The 21,768-nt window shown below is 32.3% G+C and carries 19 protein-coding genes; 5 read left to right on the forward strand and 14 right to left on the reverse strand.

Annotated elements, in window-relative coordinates; translation table 11 throughout:
* Positions 1-88 precede the first annotated feature (88 nt).
* From AB1410_10765 to AB1410_10790, 6 genes are all read right to left on the reverse strand, one after another.
* The gene (locus AB1410_10765) at positions 89-1,810 is read right to left on the reverse strand and encodes a tetratricopeptide repeat protein (GenBank protein ID MEW6457178.1); all 1,722 of its coding nucleotides are present in this window, start codon (positions 1,808-1,810) and stop codon (positions 89-91) included.
* A 79-nt stretch (positions 1,811-1,889) separates the two neighbouring features.
* On the reverse strand, positions 1,890-2,234 hold the full coding sequence (locus AB1410_10770) for a GAF domain-containing protein (protein ID MEW6457179.1): 345 nt from the start codon (positions 2,232-2,234) through the stop codon (positions 1,890-1,892).
* Positions 2,203-2,427, reverse strand: coding sequence for a hypothetical protein (locus AB1410_10775; GenBank protein MEW6457180.1), 225 nt, complete (start codon positions 2,425-2,427; stop codon positions 2,203-2,205). Before AB1410_10775 ends, AB1410_10770 begins: the two co-directional genes overlap by 32 nt.
* Before the next feature lie 231 nt (positions 2,428-2,658).
* Positions 2,659-3,657, reverse strand: coding sequence for a radical SAM protein (locus AB1410_10780; protein MEW6457181.1), 999 nt, complete (start codon positions 3,655-3,657; stop codon positions 2,659-2,661).
* 70 nt (positions 3,658-3,727) lie between these two features.
* Positions 3,728-5,134, reverse strand: a complete 1,407-nt coding sequence (locus AB1410_10785; GenBank protein MEW6457182.1) for an ABC transporter substrate-binding protein — start codon at positions 5,132-5,134, stop codon at positions 3,728-3,730.
* Positions 5,131-6,480, reverse strand: coding sequence for a hypothetical protein (locus AB1410_10790; GenBank protein MEW6457183.1), 1,350 nt, complete (start codon positions 6,478-6,480; stop codon positions 5,131-5,133). Before AB1410_10790 ends, AB1410_10785 begins: the two co-directional genes overlap by 4 nt.
* A 258-nt stretch (positions 6,481-6,738) precedes the next feature.
* Between AB1410_10790 and AB1410_10795 the strand changes: the two genes are divergently transcribed.
* Positions 6,739-7,629 carry a hypothetical protein gene (locus AB1410_10795; GenBank protein MEW6457184.1) on the forward strand — a complete coding sequence of 297 codons (891 nt, stop codon included), beginning with the start codon at positions 6,739-6,741 and terminating at the stop codon, positions 7,627-7,629.
* 11 nt (positions 7,630-7,640) lie between these two features.
* Here the strand turns inward: AB1410_10795 and AB1410_10800 are convergent, their stop codons facing one another.
* From AB1410_10800 to AB1410_10835, 8 genes are all read right to left on the reverse strand, one after another.
* A complete protein-coding gene (locus tag AB1410_10800; GenBank protein ID MEW6457185.1) occupies positions 7,641-8,939 on the reverse strand; it encodes a hypothetical protein in 1,299 nt (432 codons plus the stop codon).
* Positions 8,936-9,124: a DUF5668 domain-containing protein gene (locus AB1410_10805; protein MEW6457186.1), complete on the reverse strand. Its 189-nt coding sequence runs from the start codon at positions 9,122-9,124 to the stop codon at positions 8,936-8,938. Before AB1410_10805 ends, AB1410_10800 begins: the two co-directional genes overlap by 4 nt.
* A gap of 1 nt (position 9,125) precedes the next feature.
* The gene (locus AB1410_10810; protein ID MEW6457187.1) at positions 9,126-9,728 is read right to left on the reverse strand and encodes a DUF5668 domain-containing protein; all 603 of its coding nucleotides are present in this window, start codon (positions 9,726-9,728) and stop codon (positions 9,126-9,128) included.
* Positions 9,729-9,745: 17 nt separating this feature from the next.
* Positions 9,746-10,348 (reverse strand): zf-HC2 domain-containing protein, encoded by a 603-nt coding sequence (locus AB1410_10815; protein MEW6457188.1) that lies wholly within the window; start codon positions 10,346-10,348, stop codon positions 9,746-9,748.
* Positions 10,335-10,883 (reverse strand): sigma-70 family RNA polymerase sigma factor, encoded by a 549-nt coding sequence (locus tag AB1410_10820; GenBank protein MEW6457189.1) that lies wholly within the window; start codon positions 10,881-10,883, stop codon positions 10,335-10,337. Before AB1410_10820 ends, AB1410_10815 begins: the two co-directional genes overlap by 14 nt.
* Before the next feature lie 100 nt (positions 10,884-10,983).
* Positions 10,984-13,578 (reverse strand): M14 metallopeptidase family protein, encoded by a 2,595-nt coding sequence (locus AB1410_10825; protein MEW6457190.1) that lies wholly within the window; start codon positions 13,576-13,578, stop codon positions 10,984-10,986.
* Between the two features lie 278 nt (positions 13,579-13,856).
* A complete protein-coding gene (locus AB1410_10830; GenBank protein MEW6457191.1) occupies positions 13,857-15,224 on the reverse strand; it encodes a sigma-54 dependent transcriptional regulator in 1,368 nt (455 codons plus the stop codon).
* A gap of 231 nt (positions 15,225-15,455) precedes the next feature.
* Positions 15,456-16,754, reverse strand: a complete 1,299-nt coding sequence (locus AB1410_10835) for an ATP-binding protein (GenBank protein ID MEW6457192.1) — start codon at positions 16,752-16,754, stop codon at positions 15,456-15,458.
* Between the two features lie 538 nt (positions 16,755-17,292).
* Here AB1410_10835 and AB1410_10840 point away from each other — a divergent pair.
* The 4 genes from AB1410_10840 to AB1410_10855 all read left to right on the forward strand — a co-directional run bounded on the left by AB1410_10840 (position 17,293) and on the right by AB1410_10855 (position 21,764).
* Entirely contained in the window at positions 17,293-17,469 is a 177-nt protein-coding gene (locus AB1410_10840; GenBank protein MEW6457193.1) for a hypothetical protein, read from the forward strand.
* Between the two features lie 54 nt (positions 17,470-17,523).
* Complete coding sequence (locus AB1410_10845; protein MEW6457194.1) at positions 17,524-18,849, forward strand: radical SAM protein; 1,326 nt, start codon at positions 17,524-17,526, stop codon at positions 18,847-18,849.
* Positions 18,850-18,926: 77 nt separating this feature from the next.
* Complete coding sequence (locus AB1410_10850; GenBank protein MEW6457195.1) at positions 18,927-20,315, forward strand: pitrilysin family protein; 1,389 nt, start codon at positions 18,927-18,929, stop codon at positions 20,313-20,315.
* Positions 20,316-20,342: 27 nt separating this feature from the next.
* Positions 20,343-21,764 carry a pitrilysin family protein gene (locus AB1410_10855; protein MEW6457196.1) on the forward strand — a complete coding sequence of 474 codons (1,422 nt, stop codon included), beginning with the start codon at positions 20,343-20,345 and terminating at the stop codon, positions 21,762-21,764.
* The last annotated feature ends 4 nt before the right edge of the window (positions 21,765-21,768 follow it).

Below are 21,768 nucleotides of genomic sequence, written 5' to 3' on the forward strand. Positions count from 1 at the left end.
AGGAAAAGAAAGTCATCCTTGACTCAATCCAGCCACTCTGAGGTATAATGAAAATTCAGCGTCACTTCGCTCCGACAGGTGGCCGGTTTCAATCAGAATCAGTGGCCAGATTCATCGGAATATGCACTCTTCCGAGCTCAAAATAGGCTTCTGGATTGTTTGGTTCAGTTTCAACTGCTTTTTCATATTCTTTTATGGTATCTTCAATTAAGTCTTTCCTTTCATAGAGGGAGGCAAGGGAGATGTGGGCACGGTAAGAAACAGGCACTTTCCGAACTATCATTGAAATACTCAGTCCATCCTCAATGAATTTTTCTTCCTTTTCTTTGCTGAGTCTTTGTTTATCAAAGATAATTGCCTTTCTCCATTCCTCTTCAGCTTTTTCCAATTCATTCAATGCCCAATAAGCACATCCAAGATTATAATGACCTTGAGCATCAGATTCGGAGATTTCTACTACTCTTTTAAATTCCTCCAATGCATCATTGTATTTTCCCTCCTTAAAATATACATTTCCCAGTAAATCATGCGCCTCAAGAAAATTCTTTTTGTTTTGGATAGCTTTTAAGGCATATTCTTTTGCCTTTTCTAATTTTCCTGAGTTAAAATAAAGTTGTCCCAGATTGTAATTTATAAAAAAGGATGTTCTATCTATCTGAGTAGCAAGCTCTAAAATCTTGATTGCTTCTTCGATTTTTCCTTCTGTTCTTAAAATTAAAAGGGCTCTTTCGTTTAAAGTAGCAGAAACCATGGAAGGCTTAACCCCCATTTTCCTCAATTTTTCTATATCAACTCCATATTTTAATAGGGCTTCATAATCTATTTGGTATCTGACATTAAATTTGATCCAATTCTCCAATGGGATAAAGATTAAGGGAATTTTCTTAGGACTGTATTTTTCAATGGGGATGGATATATTGAGCGTTTCGAATTGTTTTTTTGCTTCATCTAATCTTCCAAGATAAAAATAAGCTCTTGCAATATTTAACTTTGATTCAATATCCTCAGGAGCCATCTCTAAAACTGATTTCCATATTTCAGCCGCTTTTTCCCATTCACCTTTATTGTAATAGATACAGGCTAAATTCTTTTTAGCTTCCATCAAATTTGAATTAATTTCTATAGCCTTTTTAAAGAAGGAGATAGCGTCTTTTTCCAAACCTCTCTGGTAGTGCAAGTATCCTTTTATGAAATAATCTACCTCATCCATTCCTTTTCTTTCCGATAGCCTCTTCAACTCTTCATCAGCCTTTTTATAATCTTTCAATTTCAAATACAAGTGGATCAAAAGATATCTAACATTTGCCTCATCATATCCTTTCTTTATGGCAGAGGTGAGCTTTCCCGCAGCTGTTTTATAATCTTCCTTCAGGATTATTAAGGTAACACCCCTTCCAAAGTATAATAAACCTGTATTTTTTGGAGAAAATGTAAACCTCTCCTTTTGTAATGAAACTGCAGCCAATGCCATATCATCCGCTCTAAGAGGTCTTATATGACCTCTTGTTCTCTTCTGAAGATCAAGAGAGTTGTCAATCTTTTGAAACTCATAAAATGCAGATTCATAATCCTTTTTCATGCAAAGGGCGATCCCTCTGTAAAGGCGAATATCATAATTTTCAGGAAATGAAGCGCTTAGCTTATTCAAAACATCTACGGCTTCATCAATTCTATCTAATTTTAATAATCCTGCAACCAAATCCAGTAGAAAATCTTTATTTATTAAATCTCCTTCTTTATCCTGCGCAGAGATTTGAAAGGTTACTGTTAAAAAAAATATAACAAAAATTAGCTTCATCTTTTTTCTCATTATAATAAAACTCCATGAATTTTTAAACTATAAATATAATCGCATAGTAATATCTGTAGCAGCAATCTGGTCTGATATACTATAAATCTTTTTTAAATCCCTTTTTTTCTTTTAAGAATCTAAAAAACTCTAAGAGGAAAAGATAATCAAAGAGAAATCTGTTTATGATAGGTTCAATTCTTTTTAGATGGGATTCTTTGAAATGATTTTTCCTCATAGAGGGTAAAACTAAAATTCCTATTCTTTCTCTATCTATCTCAAAGGGGATGACCATCTCTGAGAGTATTTTCTCTTTTCTAAATGATATATGGAGAGAATCTTTTTCACAGTTATTTGTTATGTATGGTTTCATTTCTTTAAGAACATGAGGAATTATTCTTTTTTTCCTTCTTCTACTCTTCTGAGGCGTTCTCTTTTTTCTCATATTCTCTTGTCTTTTTCATTGCAATCAGGGAGAAATCATTTTTTTCTTTTTTGAAGATAAAGAATGAGCCAAAGGATACATCAGCAATTTTAATAAATTTTTTAAGGTAATCAGAAAGTAATATATCTAAGAAATCATTGGATTTCTTTAAGGAGAGGAGTTTTTCCACAGGAGATTTTGATGAAAGTGACATTTTTTTTTCCTTTTTTGATTGTTTCTATTTAAGCAGTTATATTTTAAAATTTCAATCTGTTTGTGTTTAGAAAGGAGTAACTGAGGCTAAAAACATATTCGCGAGATTAGCTCCCCAGCAATCCCATAATCTTGCTTTAGAATTTAAATTTTTAAGAAAGATGAGGGTCAAAAAAATGAATCTTCTTAACCCTCTATAAATAGATTTTTTAGAAATAGAAATTTCCATTTACTAATGGCTTAAGATAGATCTCAAATATAATGGAAGATTGTCAAAGAGCATTTCCCAAATTGGCTTTTCCGAATTTGCTCTCATACTGATGTAGCATTGGTCACACTTATTATTTAAGGAGAACTTGTTAATTAATTCCTCCTGGGTTCTGTAACCACTCTTATAAAACATAGCGCATGGAACAAGTTTTCCATCAGGATTCACCACCAAATGTCTTATCCCTGCCTGGCACCCGGGCATTCCTCTATTCTGGAAATATTGGTAATACCTTGATAAGACCCGTTTAGTAGGAATAAAAACCCGTGTTTTCTTCCGGAATTCGTTAAGTTTCTCGATTACCTTTTTAAGCCTTAGTAAATCATTTCCCGTAATAAAATGTACAAACTTACCTGTTCGAAGAGGAGTATAACAGGTAAGATTGAATTTAACATCCCACTTCTTAGCTAAAGTTGCCATTTGAGTAAGGTATTGTAAAGATTCTTTTCTGATAACCGTCATTATCGTTATGTCATTATTCCTCTGAGCAGCCAATGAAGGGATCAATTCCTTTAGATGTTGAAATAATCCTGGAATATTCCTGTTTTGATCATGTTTTTGGTCAGGGAAGTCAATGGAAATACAGAATTGATCTACGCCGGCTTCCTTAAGTAATTTATATTTCTCTAAAGTCAGGAGAGAAGCATTGGTCACCAAAACAATGATAGGAAGACTACCCAAAGCTCTCATTTTCTCAGCAATCTCTAAGATGTCATTTCGAAGTAAAGGTTCTCCTCCTGAAAGCTGAGCCACTATCGGATTTAGTTCTTTGCATATAGAAGTGTATTCTGATGCGTTCGCTAATTTCTCGTTTGCTATCTTCCCTCCCTTGTCACAATGATGGCAATTAGCATTACAGGAATGTGTTATTTCAAATGAAACAGAAAAAGGTTTCTTTTGAATTAAGTTCTTTATTCCTCTGGCTACAGCTTGAAACCCTTGACTCAGCTGGGAATTATACATTATATCTTTCATCAAAACAGTTTACTGACACAATCATACCATAATATAAATGCAATTTTGAACAGAAGTATCAGGATGGGAATCTTTTTCTAACGCTGGAGAAAAGAGGTCTACCATAGACATCGACTTCAAGACCTTCAAATTTCTTATTGAATGAAAAATTTTCTTTGAAATAGAAAAGGGGAATAATAATCGCTTTCTCAATTAATTTCTTCTGAGAGAAAAAGAATAATTCTTTTTTTACATTGATGTCCGAAATCTTTTCCCGATCTTTTAACACGTTAAAAACCTCTATATAATCTGCATCCAAGGTAGAATATAAAACATCATCAAGTAAATATATTAATCTTTCCCCATCCTCCTGATATGGAAAAAACATTTCTTCCACTAAAAGAATTTGAAACGAACCATCCTCTATGATTTTCTTCTTTTCTTTACTCGAGAAATAAAAGAGATTGATTTTAAGCTCTTCTTTAAATACATTTTCCAGGTCCTTTTGCATGAATTCAAGCTCTTTTTCTATTCCCAAATTTATATCTAAATAAGGAAGATAGGCTCTAAAATCTTTTATTCCTGGAAAATCTAACACAAATCCTACTTCTTTTTCAGGAAAAAAACAAGATGCGAGTTTTATCCTGTTATTTTTATTTCTCCATTTAGTAAGTATCAGAGAAACGAAAGCTTTTCGAGAATTCTCGTTCATCTGAGAGGGGTTGAATAATAAATACACCATCCTGTTCTTTCCCTCTATCAATTCGTGAGACTCATTCAGGTTGTTTTCTACTTTATAAAAATCAAAAGTTATTTCAGGATTTTCTTTCCCTGAGAAGAAAATTTGCAATTTCTCAATGTATGGCATCCCTTTGAAATAATTCTGGTTGGGCAAAAGTTCTATTCTTTCTCCTTTTACCCAGGAATCCAATACAAAGGGGCCTGAATAAGAGTTTTTTCTTTCTGAGAAAACAAATAAATAAGGAGTTGATAACATGAGTGGAAAATCTGGTTCAGAGTTTATTAAATCTATCACGAGTTTTAAAGGCTCTTCGTCGATTATTCCTTTAATTTTCAACGATTTATTTTGCAGAAATTCATTACCTCCAGAAATTTTAGCAGCCAATTTTTCTGCCCCTGGTGTTCCACTTTTTATGTATGTTTCCAAAGATTTCTTTAAAACCGAGCTTTCAATCGGAGTTAAATCTGAAAAGAATAAGCTTTCTTTTATTCTAAATTCCCATCTTTTAAAATCGTTCTGAGAGCTCCAATTCTTAAAGATTGAAGAATTTAAGCTCATATTTTTTTTAAGAATTAAAAAATTTTCCCATAAAAGAGGAAGAAAATTAAAATCTTCTATGCCAGTTTCATATGGAACAATAGATATGGGTTCATTCAAGTATAAATTTAAAATTCCTCCATATCGAGGACGTGTAAAGAATATGAAAAATGTAGATAAAATTATAAGGATTATCTTCTTATTCATTTTCTTCTTTTATACAATGAAATAACATATTCATCCGTTCCCAATTCTGTCCTGAACTTTTCTACGGTGACAAAACAGTTCTCATCCTCAATTTTTCCTTCTGAGAGCGACAAAATATTTCCGTCTATCTTAGCTTCACCAATCTTTTGTAATCCATTTGCAACTTTAAAATTAAGCTGATCTTTGTTAATTTCAGAGGAATGTTCAGTTAAAATTAAGATATTTTCTATAACACACAACTGATCACCAACTTTACTTTCTGGAAATCCAATTTCTTTAAACTTTTTATTAAAATACCTCAGCTTCCCCTGCTCATCAACAAGATATATCCCAATAAATTCACCATTTTCATCGTTCATAGCCTGGATCGAATAGAAAGGAACGAGATTATATTTTAAAGTCTCTGCCACAGGTGAATCTCCTTCATTTAAAAATATATCCTCCTCCTTTATTAAACTGATTTGTCCTGTAAAATAATTTTTTCCGTTTTGAAAATCAGAAAATAATACATATTTATTATCTCCTATCCTCAATTTGATCAAAGGAACAAAATTTGCGTATCTACTCAATACTAACTCCTCACCCTGAACTTGATATAAAATTGAATTATCGGAGAATGAGGATGATAATATAATATATTCTTTATCATCGGTATTATATTTCAGGATTTTTCCCACTTCATCTTGAGACGGATATAAAGGCAACCTCCAGTCTAAACTTATCTTTTTTTCCTCTATCAAATTTTTCTCTTTTATCGAATATATAAAAAATTTATCAGATGTTAAGATTCCCAATTTATTTTCATCAATAATACATGCATCAAGAATTTTAAAGAAAAAAGGAGAGCTTTTAAAAAGTTGAATAAAGGGATGAATTTTCGATACTGAAAGAGGCTTTCTAAATATATCAATTTCTCTTTCATCTTTTTTTCCTGAACAGAAAACAAAATTGATTAATTGTTCTATCTTTCCATCGTATAATTTTGCACTTATTCCTATTCTTTTAGCGTCTTCCCAGTAATACAAAAATACGTAATAGTCAATTTTCTCCTCATATGGCTGATCGACATATCCCCCACTATCGTCAAAGGATAAAATATAATCACCAAATATAACCTTACCGTCTAAAATATCCTCAAACTTTTTCCTCATCAATTGATAAACATTCTGAAGAAAATACGAATCCCTTTCGGATAAATTTACAAACTCTTTTATCGATATTCTTCTCTGCTCGTCAAAATTTAGACTATTAGAAACTTTTCTTACAAAACAGTCTAAAAGAGACTCAATATTCTGGCTGAAAATAAAAGAATTCATAAGGATTAACAGCAGGAAGATTTTTTTCATATAATTTATTTTATCAGATAAATCAATTATTTATCAATAATGGAAGCAAGTAAAGTTTGTGTTAAGAGAATTTAATTTAACTTTTCTGGGCAGCAAGGGTGGCGGAGAAAACCGTCACGAATGCGGAGCGGGCATGGTTGCTCCTGTTTTTTTTAACAATCACAAAACTTTACTTGCTTCCTCAATAATTGTAAGAACGAAAACTTTGTGTTGACTTGATTTGATTTTTTATTTTTTTCTGTGTTAACATTTTTTCTAATGAATGAGATATTAGAATTACAAAAACTGAAAGTAGATAATCTGATTCCTGTAGAAAAATTCCCCTTGGATGATCTTCAGAGAGAGGTATTAAAAAATATTTACCTGGAGATAGGATATGGCGATACTCTTTTCCTATTTTCTCCGAGGTATACAATCCTCAGTCCTTCATCAAATGAAAAAATAAGTGAATTTGTCAGTACAAAAGAAACTCTTTTAAGCTGGCTCAAACTGTATCTATTAAAAAATCTAATTCACTATACTGTTATATTAGAAAACAATAGTTATTTTATTGAACAGAATGATTATCTAATGATTGCTCGATTGAGAGAAAGAAATTCAAATGGAAAAAAATATGAAGTAAAATATTACACACACTCACCTAAAGAAATAATCTCCCATTATGAAGATAAAATTTATATCGGAAGAGATTTTATTGATCTATTCCATTTTAAAAGAAAATATTATGGAATTGATGAATTTGTTCACTCTATAAAAGACCAGTATGAAATATTAGTCAAAAGAGGAAATGAGAAGCTCAAGAATCAGAAGGAATATAAATCCACTTATATGAGGGAAATCAAGGAATTGGTTGGAGAACTTTACTCTCACACAAAGAAGACTTTACCAACGATTCCTCCTTACATAAACCTTCATGAATTATCCTCTAATGACCTCATTGAGATAATAACTCAATATCGATCGATAAAACACTTTTTAATTGAACTGGAAGAAGAAATATCTGATTTTGAAAATCAATTGAGGTGGGCGGAAGAAATTAACTTTGCAAGATATGTTACTAAATATAAAAGGGATGTAACAAATTTAATATCTTATTTAAATTTTAAAATCATATGTAAGCTCTCTTCTTATATAAACAAACTCTCCTGATTTTTATTGTATTAATAAATCTTTATATTCCCATAAGATGTTTTGAGGGATATCCTAATATCCTTTTCATCACCAGCGATAAAAACTTTTTCAGTCCCCTCAATTCTTGAAGTGAATTTAGGGAACTGAAAATCGGATATTATATCACCACCCCTTGCTCTGGAAATAAGATAAACCATGGATTTTTTAGGAAGTGACAATTCTATGTTTGAATACTCGCTATCCACTTCAATTTCATCATTTATTGTAACTGGCTTGAGAAATATCGAGCCGTTTCTCAAATTAATTTTTACTTTTCCAGAAAAGTTAGCAAGATAAACATCTTCATAGTTAGTACTAATATCGATGAAGCCTGCCTCTATTTCATTCCCATAGAGTTTAGTGTGTTTTCCGAATAGTATGAAATCTCCCTTCATATTTTCGGCATCCAAACTACAATAATCACCTTCAATGACAAATCCCTTTCTCACATCTTTAGCAATGACAGAGGAATGTTTTGTCCTAATTTCCACCTTTCCTGCATTCTTCAATCTAATATCTTTATAAGAATTCCCAATGGATAAATTTTCTATAATATTTTCCGCTTCAATACCTGAATAATCGGATTTAATCAGAACACTTTTTAAGACATTTTTTACATCGATCTCCCCATACTTATTGTATATTTTCACATTCCCTGAAATTTTGTCTGAAGATATTTTAGAATATTTTGTCTCAATGTCTAAATCTCCAACTATATCATAAGTTTCAATGTTCCCATAAGAGTTTTTAATCGAAAGATTTTTCCCTATATTTCTTGCTTCTATTTTCCCATATTTATTTTCTACTTCAACATTACCATCAATTTTCTCTGCTGAGATTTCACAGTATGAAGCTCCAATAAACAAATCAGAGGATTTTGGTCCTTCTAAATCCATATAAATTTCAATTTTTCTCTTTCTCTTTGAAATTTCATCTCTATTAACTGATATATCTATTCTGTTATTAAATTTATCAATAACAAGAGAGACTTTTTTGTTTATCAAGTCTGCTTCTCTTCGATTCTTCGCCCATATTTTTTTTGTTATCTGAGCTCTTAGTTTATTCGTATCTTTTCCGATGAATTTAACATAGCCGTATTTATTTAAGATTTTGATATAAGAAGGAGGCTCCAGAACAAGTTCTTTTTCTTCTTTAAATTCGAAAGGAATCCCTCTGGTTTTAAAAAAGTCATCTATTTCTATTCCTTTAAAATCATAATTTTTTACAAAATGGAGACCTATTCCGAACAGGATTACCAAAATAACAATTATTATGTCCCTTGTTTTCATAAGATTTTTTTCTTCAATCCTTCATAGAGATATTTAATTCCAATCACAATCAATATAAGGGGCCAGTAATCAGCAATTATATCCCATACATCAAATCTGTATCCTAAATTATGAATTAAAAACAATACCCCAATTACGAGAAGAATCAAACCGAAAATTAATGACTCTGTTCTTTTTTGTTTCATTTTATTTTTCCTCCCTCTTTCTTGCTTCTCTGTGCCATACATAAAGCATCCTGAATGATATAAAAATCAAAATAAGCGGCCACAATCTTAACACATCGTCATAAGAAAAAACTCTCCAGTTAGCAAGCTGAAATATCACTCCCAGTACAATCAATACCATACCCCAGAAAATCGAACCTTCTTCTTTTCCCAATTTTAAGGTAGGTCTATACTCTTCTCCTAAATTTATCGATTTTGCAGTGTTATAAGCATCAACAATCATAAAAAAGTAAAATCCTGCTATAAGAAGACCAAAAATTACTTCTTCCACTCCACGAGCTCGACCCTGAATGCCAATCAGAATCCCAAATATTAAAATAAAAGTAACTGCCTTAAGAACCTGACCATTGTAAATGGCACCGAGCCCTGGAACTATTGCAAGCACTGCAGCAAGTCCCGGGGATTTTTTCTTCTCATAAGTGGTAACTTTTTTTACTTCATCCTTTACACATTCCTTACAATAAACTTTTCCATCAACTTCTATCATGCATTCATCACAGAGAGATTTTCCACAATGGACGCATACAAATTTCCCTTCCCTTTCTGGATGATAAAAGCAGCTCATTTCTCCTCCTTATATACTTAAATATTTATATAAAAATTATCAAATTTATCTTTTCTGTTGTTGATATTGGCAACAGCTATTTTAGTTGAAACGGATGAAGAACTTTCTCTTTCCGGTTTTTCTTTCTTCTCAAGAATTCCTGGGATTATATCAGCTCTCTCTTTGTATGATAAAGTGATAAAATCTTTTAAAGTATTCAGATTATCGAGCAATATGGAAGTTTTTGAATACAATTTCTCGATCTGACCTAACATTATATGAGTGCTCTTATTCACATTTTCAAAAAACAACTGTTTTCTTGGAGATGGGACATAAACAACAAGAAAAATCAGAAGTAAAGAAAACGCCAGTTCTATACGGTATGGGAATCCGAAATATCTGGGCGCTTTCTTAACTCCTTTTAGGGATGTGGATGTAAGAATTCTTTCAATCAGCTCCTCTTCAGGTTCAATCTCAGGAAAATTCGAAAGAGAAACGATAACATCCCTTAAAGATTCATAATAATTTCCACACTCTCCACATTTTTCAAGATGGACTTCTATCTCATGAATTGAAGCCTGATCAATGCTCTTCTCAACGTAAAAACTCAATAAATCTCTTATTCTTTCACATTCTCCCATTTTTAACCCTCTTTTTTTCTTCAATCAATATCTTTGCCAGCTCAAGGCGTGCCCTGTTTATTCTTGACTTAACCGTTCCCAGAGGAAGGTCGAGAATCTCTGCAATTTCCTGATAGCTTAAACCCTGAATATCCCGGAAAATAATAGATAGCCTTGATTCTGGCGTTAATGCCTTTATCCCTTCCCATACAAATTCCCTTACATATTCAGAACTTTCATCTCTTTCAGAAAAACTTACTTCTTCTTTAAACCTTTCAATTCCACTCTTTTCTCTTTTATGTTTCCTGTACCAGTCAATCAAATGATTTCTCGCCAGCCTTATGAACCATAAAGGAAAACCCACTTTAAAGTCGTATTTATTTAAAGAATTCCATAATTTGATGAATATCTCCTGGGTGAGATCTTCGGCTTCAACTTTACTCAGTGAAAATTGATATGCCATGTTAAAAATCCTTTTTGTAAAATTTCTTACCAGAAATTCCCATGAATCCTTATCTCCATCTATGGAATTCTTTACTATCTTCTGCCAATCCATTTAGCACTAATTCCATTTCCAAAAACATAAACGAAATCTCATTTCTAAAAGTTCATTTTTTTATTTTTAGATAGTATTGCTTCTTTTAAAATAAGTTTTATTACTTCCCTTTCCCAAGAAGAAGAGAATTGAAGAACAATTTAAATGTTCCCACTGTCTGAGCACGGTGTTGAACTCTGAACCCGAGTAAGATAATCTTTCCTTTTTCATACTGAACATCAACTACAGCAGCTTTTCTTTTTAAATTCTCCTCCCCTAAAATCCATCCGCTCTGAAGGAGAGGTTCGTTTGGATAATAACCAACAACTCTTCTGTCAAAATTTATTCTTGGAATTGTCGTTCTGAAGGCAACACTTTGCATGAAGAATGCTGAAGCATCCTCAGGCATTCCCCATCCTATGGGATGCCTGTTGTCAATTTTGATTTTCAAAAGTGAACCAGGACAAAAAAATTCCTCACTTTTCAGAGTTCTTAAAGCATTCACAACAGGAACATCAAGATGTTCTATGGCTAAAGAAGATGCTGAATCAAAAAGAACTAAATTCCCACCATTTTTTATGAATTTCTTCAAATTCTCAAGTCCCTCTTTTTCAATTCCTCCGCTATATTCTTTCGGAAGAGGAGCGAAAAATCTTGCAAACTCGCCTGCAGGCCTTCCATTGATGATAATACTTGCATCCATGTCAGGAATTATGATTGTGTCGAATTCCTCTAATTTGCCCTCTCTAAAGTCTTTGTTTTCTATGTTTTTGAAATTGAACTCAAAATTTTCAAGAATTAACCTTGTCCATCCCTCATCCATCGATACCACCCATGGTTTGTAAAGAGCAATCTTTGGCATCGTTATCTTTCTTAAAGACAGTCCTTCAATTTTCTCCAATCCATAAAAATTTATATGTAGCTCATCCGATATTTTCTTCAATAAATCTAAATCTTTTTCTTGAGCTTTCACCACAAATGAGCCTGGAGGAAAGCTCAAATTGCCTCTCGAAATCTCTTTTTCAGACCTGAAAACCTCATATCCTTTTGCAAGAATTCTATTAACTCCTCTGAAATTTTCATTTATCCTTGTATCAAGGATATAATTAGAAAACTTTCCTTCAAAATATCCTTCTGGATAATCAGCTGCTTTTAACTTCTCCAGGTTTCCTATCGTGAGTTTCTGATTAACTTCTAAAACATTTACTCCCATCTGAAGGGACAATGTCCATCCAGCAGCATCATAAGGTCTTATCGGAGGACCACCTGGATAAAGTCTTAACTCAGGGTGTCTCTGGCGTTCGAGCATATCTTTGATATAGTTTCTGTAAGGCTGGTCCATTAAAATTACATATGTTCCTGCTGGGTACTCTGTGTTTTCTACTTTGAAACTTTTCTTTGCCTTGTGAACTTCAATGCCACCTAACATCATTATTTCAATAAATTTTGAAGCTGCTATACTATCCCACTGATCAGGAGGAATAAGATAGGCGAACGGAGGTTCAGTCTTTCCTTTATCGATTGCATCTTTACCCATTCTCCAGAAATTCATCAAAAATTCTTCTTTATATTTTGAGGATGTTTCAAGTAAGCTATAAACAGCAATCATCTCGTATTCAACAATATCTCTTAATCTCCACCATCCTCCTTGCCAGGGGCTTGGAAATTTCATTTTTATCGAATAATCAGTTCCTCCTCTTTCGATGCTCAGCTCATTTTCCTCAATATGTATGGGAGAAGCAACTCTAACAGAGGCAGCCTCGGTGAGAACTCCAATCATGTTATGCCACCATGGAGTATAAATCGAAGCTCCTTCCCACCATCCTGTATACATGCTTCCATCGATTACTCCTTTTTTTCCATTCTCTTCGAGGTCTAAGGCCATGTTTGAACCAATCAATGCAAGTGCTCTCCATATTAAAGGATGAACATTCGGGTTTGGAGGGTCCATGTAAGGCGGAACAAAAAGTCTTGCTCCTGTTGAACCCATCTGATGCTGGTCGAGGATTATTTGGGGAAACCAATCCTGATAGTAAACTTTAGAAACAATTCTTGTCTCCTTCAGGTTGAACATAAACCAGTCACGGTTATTATCATGACCTGCATAATGATGATAGAGCCATGGCATTGAACCACCTTCATATTCAGTTCCAAGATATTTGTTATACCAGTCAACTACCATAATGTTACCGTCAGGATTGATGCAAGGCATCAAAAGAAATATAATATCATCAAGAACCTTGTCACGATCGAATGGGATTTTTCCTGTAATTAAACTATATGCTAATTCCATTGACATCTGGGAAGCAGCAATTTCTGTGCTGTGCAAACTCATCGTAACAAGAACTACTATTTTTCCCTCTTTCGAAAGCTTTCTCGCCTCATCCAAGGTAACTCCTCGAGGGTCAGCCAATTTCTTGGAAATTCCTCGATAGTAATCAAGTTTTGAAAAATTTTTAGGGGAAGTAATTATTGCCATAAAAAAATCATTGTTTAGAGTTGTTTTTCCAAGAGAGACAACTTTCAGCCACTCTGAGTTTTTATCAAGAAGGTCAAAATACCCCCTTATTTTATTATAATCCGCAAGCTTCTTATCCTCTCCTACTTTAAAACCTAAAAATTTCTCTGGTGGGGGAACCTCAGAAAATGAATTTATCGAAAAAGCCAGAAGAAATAAAAATATTAAAGCTAACGATACTTTATTTTTTCTTCTCATCCTCTCCTCCTTCAAAAACTTTTCAATTATTTATATAACTATAACTTCCAAAATTCAACATTTAATAATTTTTATAAGTACACAGTGTTTTATGGCAGAAGGAATTAAGTTAATTTTTACTAAGCAGCAAGGGTATCCAAGAAACCGAAGGTTCCTGAAAACCGTCATGAATGCAGAAAAAAGCGGACAGGCTACTTTTTTGATCGAATAAGATAAGATAGAATGTTATTAGTTGCTTTAAGCTGATTTATCTAAAAAAGTAGCTTATCCTTTTTTACTCAGATTTTATAATTTTTTATTTTGTTAAAAAGGGTTTTCCTGCTAATCCCCAGAGATTTTGCTGCCCTGGTCTTGTTTCCACTGGAATCCTTCAATGCTCTTTTTATCATTTCAATTTCCACCTTTTTTCTAATATTTTCAACTGCCTCTGATAATGATTTTCCATAATCAATGAAATTCCCATAATCTCTCACAATCCTTGAAGGAAGGTCTTCTATTCCAATTAAATCATCCGAGGATAAGACCATGGCTTCATATACAGCGTTTTCCAGTTCTCTCACGTTCCCTGGCCATAAATAATCTAAAAGACATTTCTTTGCCTCCGAAGATAAACCCTTTATATCTATATTCAACTCTTTATTAAATTTTTTGATAAAATGCTCTATCAGTAATGGGATATCCTCCTTCCTTTCCCTTAAAGGAGGTAAATTCAATGTCACAGTCGAAAGTCTCCAGAAAAGGTCTTCTCTGAATCTTCCTTTTTTTACTTCCTCTTCCAGATTTTTATTGGTTGCTGCAATCACCCTTACGTTAACTGGAATAGCTTTGGAGCTTCCAACTCTCGTGATTTCTTTCTCTCCAATTGCTCTTAAAATTTTTACCTGAGAGCTTAAAGGCAATTCTCCAATTTCATCTAAGAGTACAGTTCCTCCTTCAGCTAATTCAAATTTTCCTATCCTTCTCTCCTTTGCATCTGTAAATGAACCTCTTTCATACCCAAATAGCTCTGACTCCATTAAAGTTTCAGGAATAGCTCCGCAGTTTACGACTATGAAAGGCGCATTTTTTCGAAGAGAATTAAAATGAATAGCCCTTGCCACCAATTCTTTTCCTGTTCCTGTTTCTCCTATTATAAGAACTGTGGCATCTATTTTAATTAACTTTTCCATCAGAGAAAAAACATCATTCATTTTAGGGCTCATTCCGATGATATTTCCAAATCCATATCTTTTGTGAAGCTCGCTTCTAAGACTTTTCACCTCTTCCTTAAGATCACTCAATTCCAAAGCTCTTTTTATTATTAATATCAATTCCTCGTTGTCTACTGGTTTAGAAAGATAATCAAATGCTCCAAGCTTTGTGGCCTCTACAGCTGACCTTATCGTTCCATATGCTGTGAGGATGATTACATTTGTATGAGGTATTATTTTTTTAATCTCCTGGAGAATCTCTATTCCATTTCTATCAGGAAGTTTTAAATCGAGAAGAATTATATCCGGTGCAAATTTTACTGCTTTTTCCATCCCTTCTTTCCCATCAATAGCTGTTTCTATAGAGAATCCTTCTTCTCTAAGAACTTTTGAAAGAATGTTTCTTATCCCTTCCTCATCATCTACAATAAGTATTTTATTTTCCTTATCCCTCATTTCCTTTTCCTTTAAGTTTTTTTACCTTTTGATTTTTAGTCTCTTTTCACTTAGCTATTTAATTTTTCTCCTTTTAACTAATACAAACGCACTAAATAATTTGTAGGGCAACCCTTCAGAGCCTGCCCCGAACCTTGCCCTGAACTTGTTTCACGGGTTGATTCGGGGGTTGCTTAATACAAGGCTAAAGCCATACCCTCCATCTCAACTTATTTAATTCGTTTATATTAATTAAACAGGTAATTTTAAAATTACCTCTGTCCCTTCTCCAGTCTCACTTTTTACATCAATCTCTCCACCATGCTTTTTTATAATTCCATAACTTATGGAAAGACCCAATCCAGTTCCCTCCTCTTTTGTTGTGAAAAAAGGGTCAAATATCTTTTCCAGGTTCTCCTCCGTGATTCCAATTCCTGAATCTTTTATCCTTATCAAGACCTCTTCCCCTCTTAATTTATCCTTTCTGTTAACAGTTTCAACAGTAACTTCTATTTCTCCTCCATCTGGCATTGCTTCCATGGCATTCAAAAATACATTGAATAAAACCTGCTTCAACTGAGAAGAATCACCTTTTATTTTTGGCTCATTCATGTAATTTCTTTTGATTCTTAGATTTTTATTTTGACTTTTGTCTATAAGCTGGATACAACTCTCTATCAGAGGAACTAATGAAATGTCCTCCATATGGGGCTCTTCGATTTTTGAAAAAGAAAGAAGAGACTTTACAATTGAATCAATCCTGTCTGTTTCATCCAGTATTTTTTCGATAAGTTCTTTTTTAGAGTTCTCCTCCCCATAATATTTTTTTATATATTGAAGAGTGCTTTTTATGGTTGTTAGAGGGTTCTTTATCTCATGGGCAGCTCCTGATGCCAACTGACCTATTGTCGCCAGTCTATCCGCTCTTACCATTTTTATAAAGCTTTCCTTTTTTTCTTTTAAAAGCAAAGCATTCTCAAAAGCCAATGAGGCCTGATAGGAAAAAAACCTCAAAAATCTAATTTCTTCAGAAGAATAAGGAGAACTATCCTTTTTTGTTCCAAGAAATACCATTCCTATAAGTTTATTCAATGATATAAGGGGAAGACTTAACTCTACATTAAAAATACCAAGGATTTCCCTCTCTTTAAGAGCTAAATAATCAAAAATATTAGGATTTTTTCTTAGATTGAGTTCCTTCTTGTTTATTCTCAGCCATTTTATAAGACGATCATCTTTTGAAAATTTATAAAATTTTATTTCATCTTCATTTAACTCTAAGTTTATAGCTTGAGGCCCTGAGCCTGTGGCTCGGAGCTTGTAACCTGTAGCTATAATTGGCTCATATAAATCTTTTTCTGGATTTAAAAGATAAAAGAGAACTGTTTCAACTGGAATAAATTCCTGAAGCTTTGCAAGAAGTGTTTTCTTTAAAATCTCATAATCCACAACATAGGTAACTGCCTTGATAACCTCCTGATAAGGGTCTTTCCCGTATTCTTTAAAATAATCTTTTTTAATAAGAGTTTTTATCTTTTCTTTAATTCTCATCTTCTCTTCTTTTATCAAAGAAAAGAATTTAAGTCAATTGATATGGGTAAATTATTCACCCTATAGGAAAATATTTACACATAATACAAAGACCCTCTCTCTTTTACAAAGAGATTCCACTATTTATTCGGTGTAGCTCCATCGTTTGTCAGAAAAGGATTTAACTCACTTTTACCAAAATAAAAGCCATGTCACCAAAAATAAAACCATGTTTCAAAAAATAAAGCCATATAAACAAAAATAAAGCCATATGATTTTTGTTGAAAAATATTCATTTAAATTCTAAATAAAAAGGAGGAAGGTAAAAATAAAAAAATCAATTTTTAGAAATATGAGAAAAAGCGAGAGAAAAATTTCACCTCACTCCCTTCTAAAAGAGGTAAATTTTTAAAAATGATACTTAAGGAATGTAGTAATGACACTAGTTTGTTCGGTAGAGGTGAAAAGAAAAACATGGGTATCTGCAAATCCTTATGTGATAAGGGATTGCGAGTTTTATGATAGGCTAAAAAATTTATACGAAAGGAGGTGAAAAGAGATGATATTCTTATTGGAACCCATTACTTTATTCGATTTGTTAAATGGATTTGAAATTGGTCCAGATTCAGGAACAGCTTCATCTGCAGCAGGTGTATGTGCAGAATGGTGTGAGACTTATTGTAGAAGTTGGCAAGGTTGCGATGTCTGTTATGGATGGAAGAGCTGCGCGGGATAAAGAGTTGAGCCAAGAGAGGCGGGGTATAAGAATCCCGTCTCTCTAAAGAAAAAAATGAAAGCTTCAAAATATAATTTATTTTTAGAGGAAAAAGAATACGTTCTTTTATATAACTTATTATCACTTGCTTTAGTCAAATTAGAGAGTGAAAGTGCTGAGATTATAAAGACCATATTAGAAAATAAAAGCGATTTACAAAAATTACAAAGCTCTGAATTGTATAAAAAATTAATTTATGGAAAATTTTTGGTTGAAGACGATGTTGACGAACTTAAAATTCTAAAAGTTAGAAATATGCTCGGAAGGTTTTATAAAAGAAGTTTTGGTTTGACAATTGCTCCAACTCTAAATTGCAATTTTAAATGCACATATTGTTACCAGAGAATTAAGAAAATCGACATGAGTGAACAAACGCAAGATGATTTAATAGATTTTACTAAAAAAGCTTTAATAGACAAGATACTTTTTGGAGTTACATGGTACGGAGGAGAACCCCTTTTAACAGAGGACATTATTTTTAGATTATCTGAGAAATTTATTGAGATTTGTAATGAGAGTAAAATACCTTATTCTTCTGGAATTATAACTAACGGTTATTTATTAGATGATAGAATTATCGATAAATTAGAAAATTACCAGATTAATAATATTCAAATAACAATGGATGGACCAAAGGATATTCATAATAACAGAAGGAAATTAGAGAATGGAGATCCTACCTTTGATAGAATATTGAATAATATAAAGAATCTATCCAATAAGACAAAGGTTAGAATTATTTTAAGAGTTAATATAGACAAAGAAAACTATGCAAGAGCACCAGAACTTTTAGAATTGTTAGAAAAAGAAGGGATATTAAAAAGAATAAATATTAGTTTTTCACCCGTTCTTGGTTACACAGAGACTTGTAGTAATTATGTGGATAAATGTTTTACAAGAAAAGAATATGCAGAATTGCAAATTAAATTTTCAAGAGAAGTCTTAGATAAAGATCCTATTATTAAAAAAATGCCCTCACCGAAACTTGGATATTGCTCTGCGGATTCGTGGGCAAATTATGCAGTAGATCCAGAAGGGCTCTTATATAAATGCTGGACAGACATAGGAGAGAAAGAATGGTCTGTAGGAAATATTAAAGATAATATTGTTACAAGTAAATTATACGATTATCTCGGATGGGATCCCTTTGCATATGAGGAATGCGTGAAATGCTTATATCTGCCGATTTGTATGGGAGGCTGCCCAAGAATTAGACTTGCGGGAAAAAAACCACCTGAAATGTGTGAATTATGGAAATATAATTTAAAGGAAATATTAAAATTGTTTTATCTTATTCATCAAAGAGAAGAGACACAGAAAAGTGATATTCCTAATAAGTGACCAAAAGTTATGAGGATTACTTTAAAGAGAGTAGGTATTAAAATTTTGAATATACATGGTATATAAAAACGAAAAAAATGAAAAAAAGCAGACTTAGCAAAGTTACAATTATAAAAGTTCTATTTAAAACATTAATTTTTATTATTCTTACAAATTTACCCTTTTTTGCACTCAGTGAATTTTATAAAGAATGGGAAGAAAAGATAATATGTAATACCCTTAGTAATGGTCTGAAAATTCTTATCCTTCCTAAGCACGAAACCTCTACTGTTTCTTTTCTCACATATGTCAATATTGGGAGTTTAGATGAAAAGCCATTGAAATCCGGCCTTGCCCATCTCGTGGAACACATTTTGTTATTTGAAGGAACTGAGAGTGTTAGAATCTCCGATTGTGATTCAGAAAATATAAATATTCTACAAATACAAGGAGAAGGGGGTATTAATATTGACGCAAAAACATCCCCAGATTGTACACTTTATTTTTGTAGTCTCCCTTCTGATAAAGTAGAATTGTTTATCAAATTCCAATCTGAAAGTCTTGTAAATCCTTCTTTGAGATCATTTTATCAAGAAAAAAATATAGTTCTTGAAGAGAAATTTCTTCATGATGAAAAATCACTTCAGAAGTTAAATGCTCTAATGCTTTCAGTAGCTTTTCTAAGGCATCCTTATAGAAACCCCATAGGAGGATATATATCTGATCTTGAGAATATTGAGATCAAGGATGTTTTAGATTTTGTTAAAAAAAATTACATATCGAATAAAATACTACTGGCCATTGTAGGAGATGTAGATCCTCACCGAGTTATTAATTTAATTGCACATTATTTTAAATCTTTCAATCGAAAAGATTCTGCTAAAACTATTATCTCCGATGAACCTTTACAGAATGGCGAACGAAGAATAGAAGTGGAAAATTTAGATTACCCTGCTATTTTAATTGCATATCGTAGACCTAATGCCAATAATCCAGATGACCCTGTTTTTGATATCTTAGCTTCACTTTTTGCTGGCTATAGAAGCTCACTTCTTTATAAACAAATAGTAATAGATGAGAAAATAGCCTCATCTGTTGTTTGTAATCCAAAATTCCCAGGGGCAAAATATTCTACGCTTTTCGTGTTTTGGGCATTTCCATTTTTAAATAATTCTATTCCACAGATAGAATCCATAATTTATCAAAATATCGAAGACTTTAAAAGAAGACTTTTAACTGAAAATGAATTAAATAAAGCTAAGAATCATTTATTAGCTAATTTTGAAAAAAAATTGCAATCAAATTTGGGAATAGCACAACGATTAGCTTATTTTGAAATGATAAAAGGGGATTGGAAAAAATTATTTCAATATGAGAATGAAGTCAGAAATGTATCAATAAAAGATATTAAACGAGTTATAAATAAATTTTTTAATAAAAGAAATAGAGTTGTCGTTTTTACTGTTGATCCTGAAAAGGATGAGTAAAATTGAAAATTATTTGTGGGAGTTAAAATGAAAAGAATTAAATTGATTCTTTTTCCATTAATCTTTATTTTTCTTTCATTACCATCGGATCCGAATATCAAAGACACAAGTAATATTCCTTCAAAAAAATTTGATATTCATTCAATTCGTCATCACGAATTTTCTAATGGAATGAAATTGCACCTTCTGAAAGTTGACAATTCTGAAAAAATTGAAATATTTGGTATTATAAGAGCAGGCTCTGTATTTGATCCTACCGATAAAATCGGATTAGCTACTATTGCTGGGGAAATGCTTAGAATGGGAGGTACAAAATATATTAATGCTAAAGTAATAGATGAAGAACTTGATTCATTGGGAACTAAACTTTTTATTAAGATTTCCTTAATTAATGGTCAGATAAGAATGAGTTGTAACAAAGATAACTTTAAACGTTCTTTGAAAATATTATCTGAAATCCTTATTAACCCATCATTTGAAACTGATAGATTAAGTTTAGCCAAAAAAAATTTATTGGATTTTATGGAAAGAGAAAAAAAAGATCTTGATTCTTTAGCCTTTACTAAATTTCAAAAGCTTTTATATGGGGAAAATAGTCCCTATGCAAGAACTCCAACTAAAGAGACAACAAATAATATTAAACAAGAAGACCTTTTTAAATTTTATAACCAATTTATTCACCCTAATAATATTAGTTTAGCCATTTGGGGAAAATTTGATAAGGATGAGATAATAACCTCTTTCGAAGAAGTTTTTGGAAAATGGCCAAAGTCAATCAATAAAAACCCTCCTTTCCCTGAAGTAAAGGTCAAAAGAGAGGCATCGGTTAATTTAATTGTGAAAGAAAATGTAAATCAATCAAAAATAAGAATAGGACATTTAGGCATTATGTTAGATAAGGATAATCCTTATAATAAAGATTATATAGCTTTATTGATATTGGATTTATTATTTGGAGGACAATCATTTTCCTCAAGACTTTACCAAAAGATACGGTCAGAATTAGGGTTATCTTATGACATTTTCTCCATGTATTGGCCTTCTTTTTGTTATCCAGGAGCCTTCGTTATTTCTGCATCTACAAGAAGTAATACCACCGTAGAAACTATTCAATGCATTTTAAATGAATTAAATAAAATTTGTGAAGAACCCATTACCGATAAAGAAGTTAATCAAGTCAAAGAATTTCTTATAAATTCATATGTTTTTCAATTTGATTCCCCAGAAAAAATATTAGCTCGCATTTTATATTATGAATATCAAGGGCTTCCATTGGATTATTTCCAATATATTATAAATGAAATACCAAATATAAATGCACAAGATGTAAAAGGAGCTGCTTTAAAATATCTTCATCCGGAATTGTTATGCATATTAGTAGTCGGAAATGAAAAGAAATTTGACAAACCATTGTCTTATATAGGAAAAGTTGACATTTTAAGTCAATAAATAT

Source organism: Acidobacteriota bacterium, from assembly GCA_040756905.1.
In the GTDB taxonomy this organism is placed as follows: Bacteria; Acidobacteriota; Aminicenantia; order JBFLYD01; family JBFLYD01; genus JBFLYD01.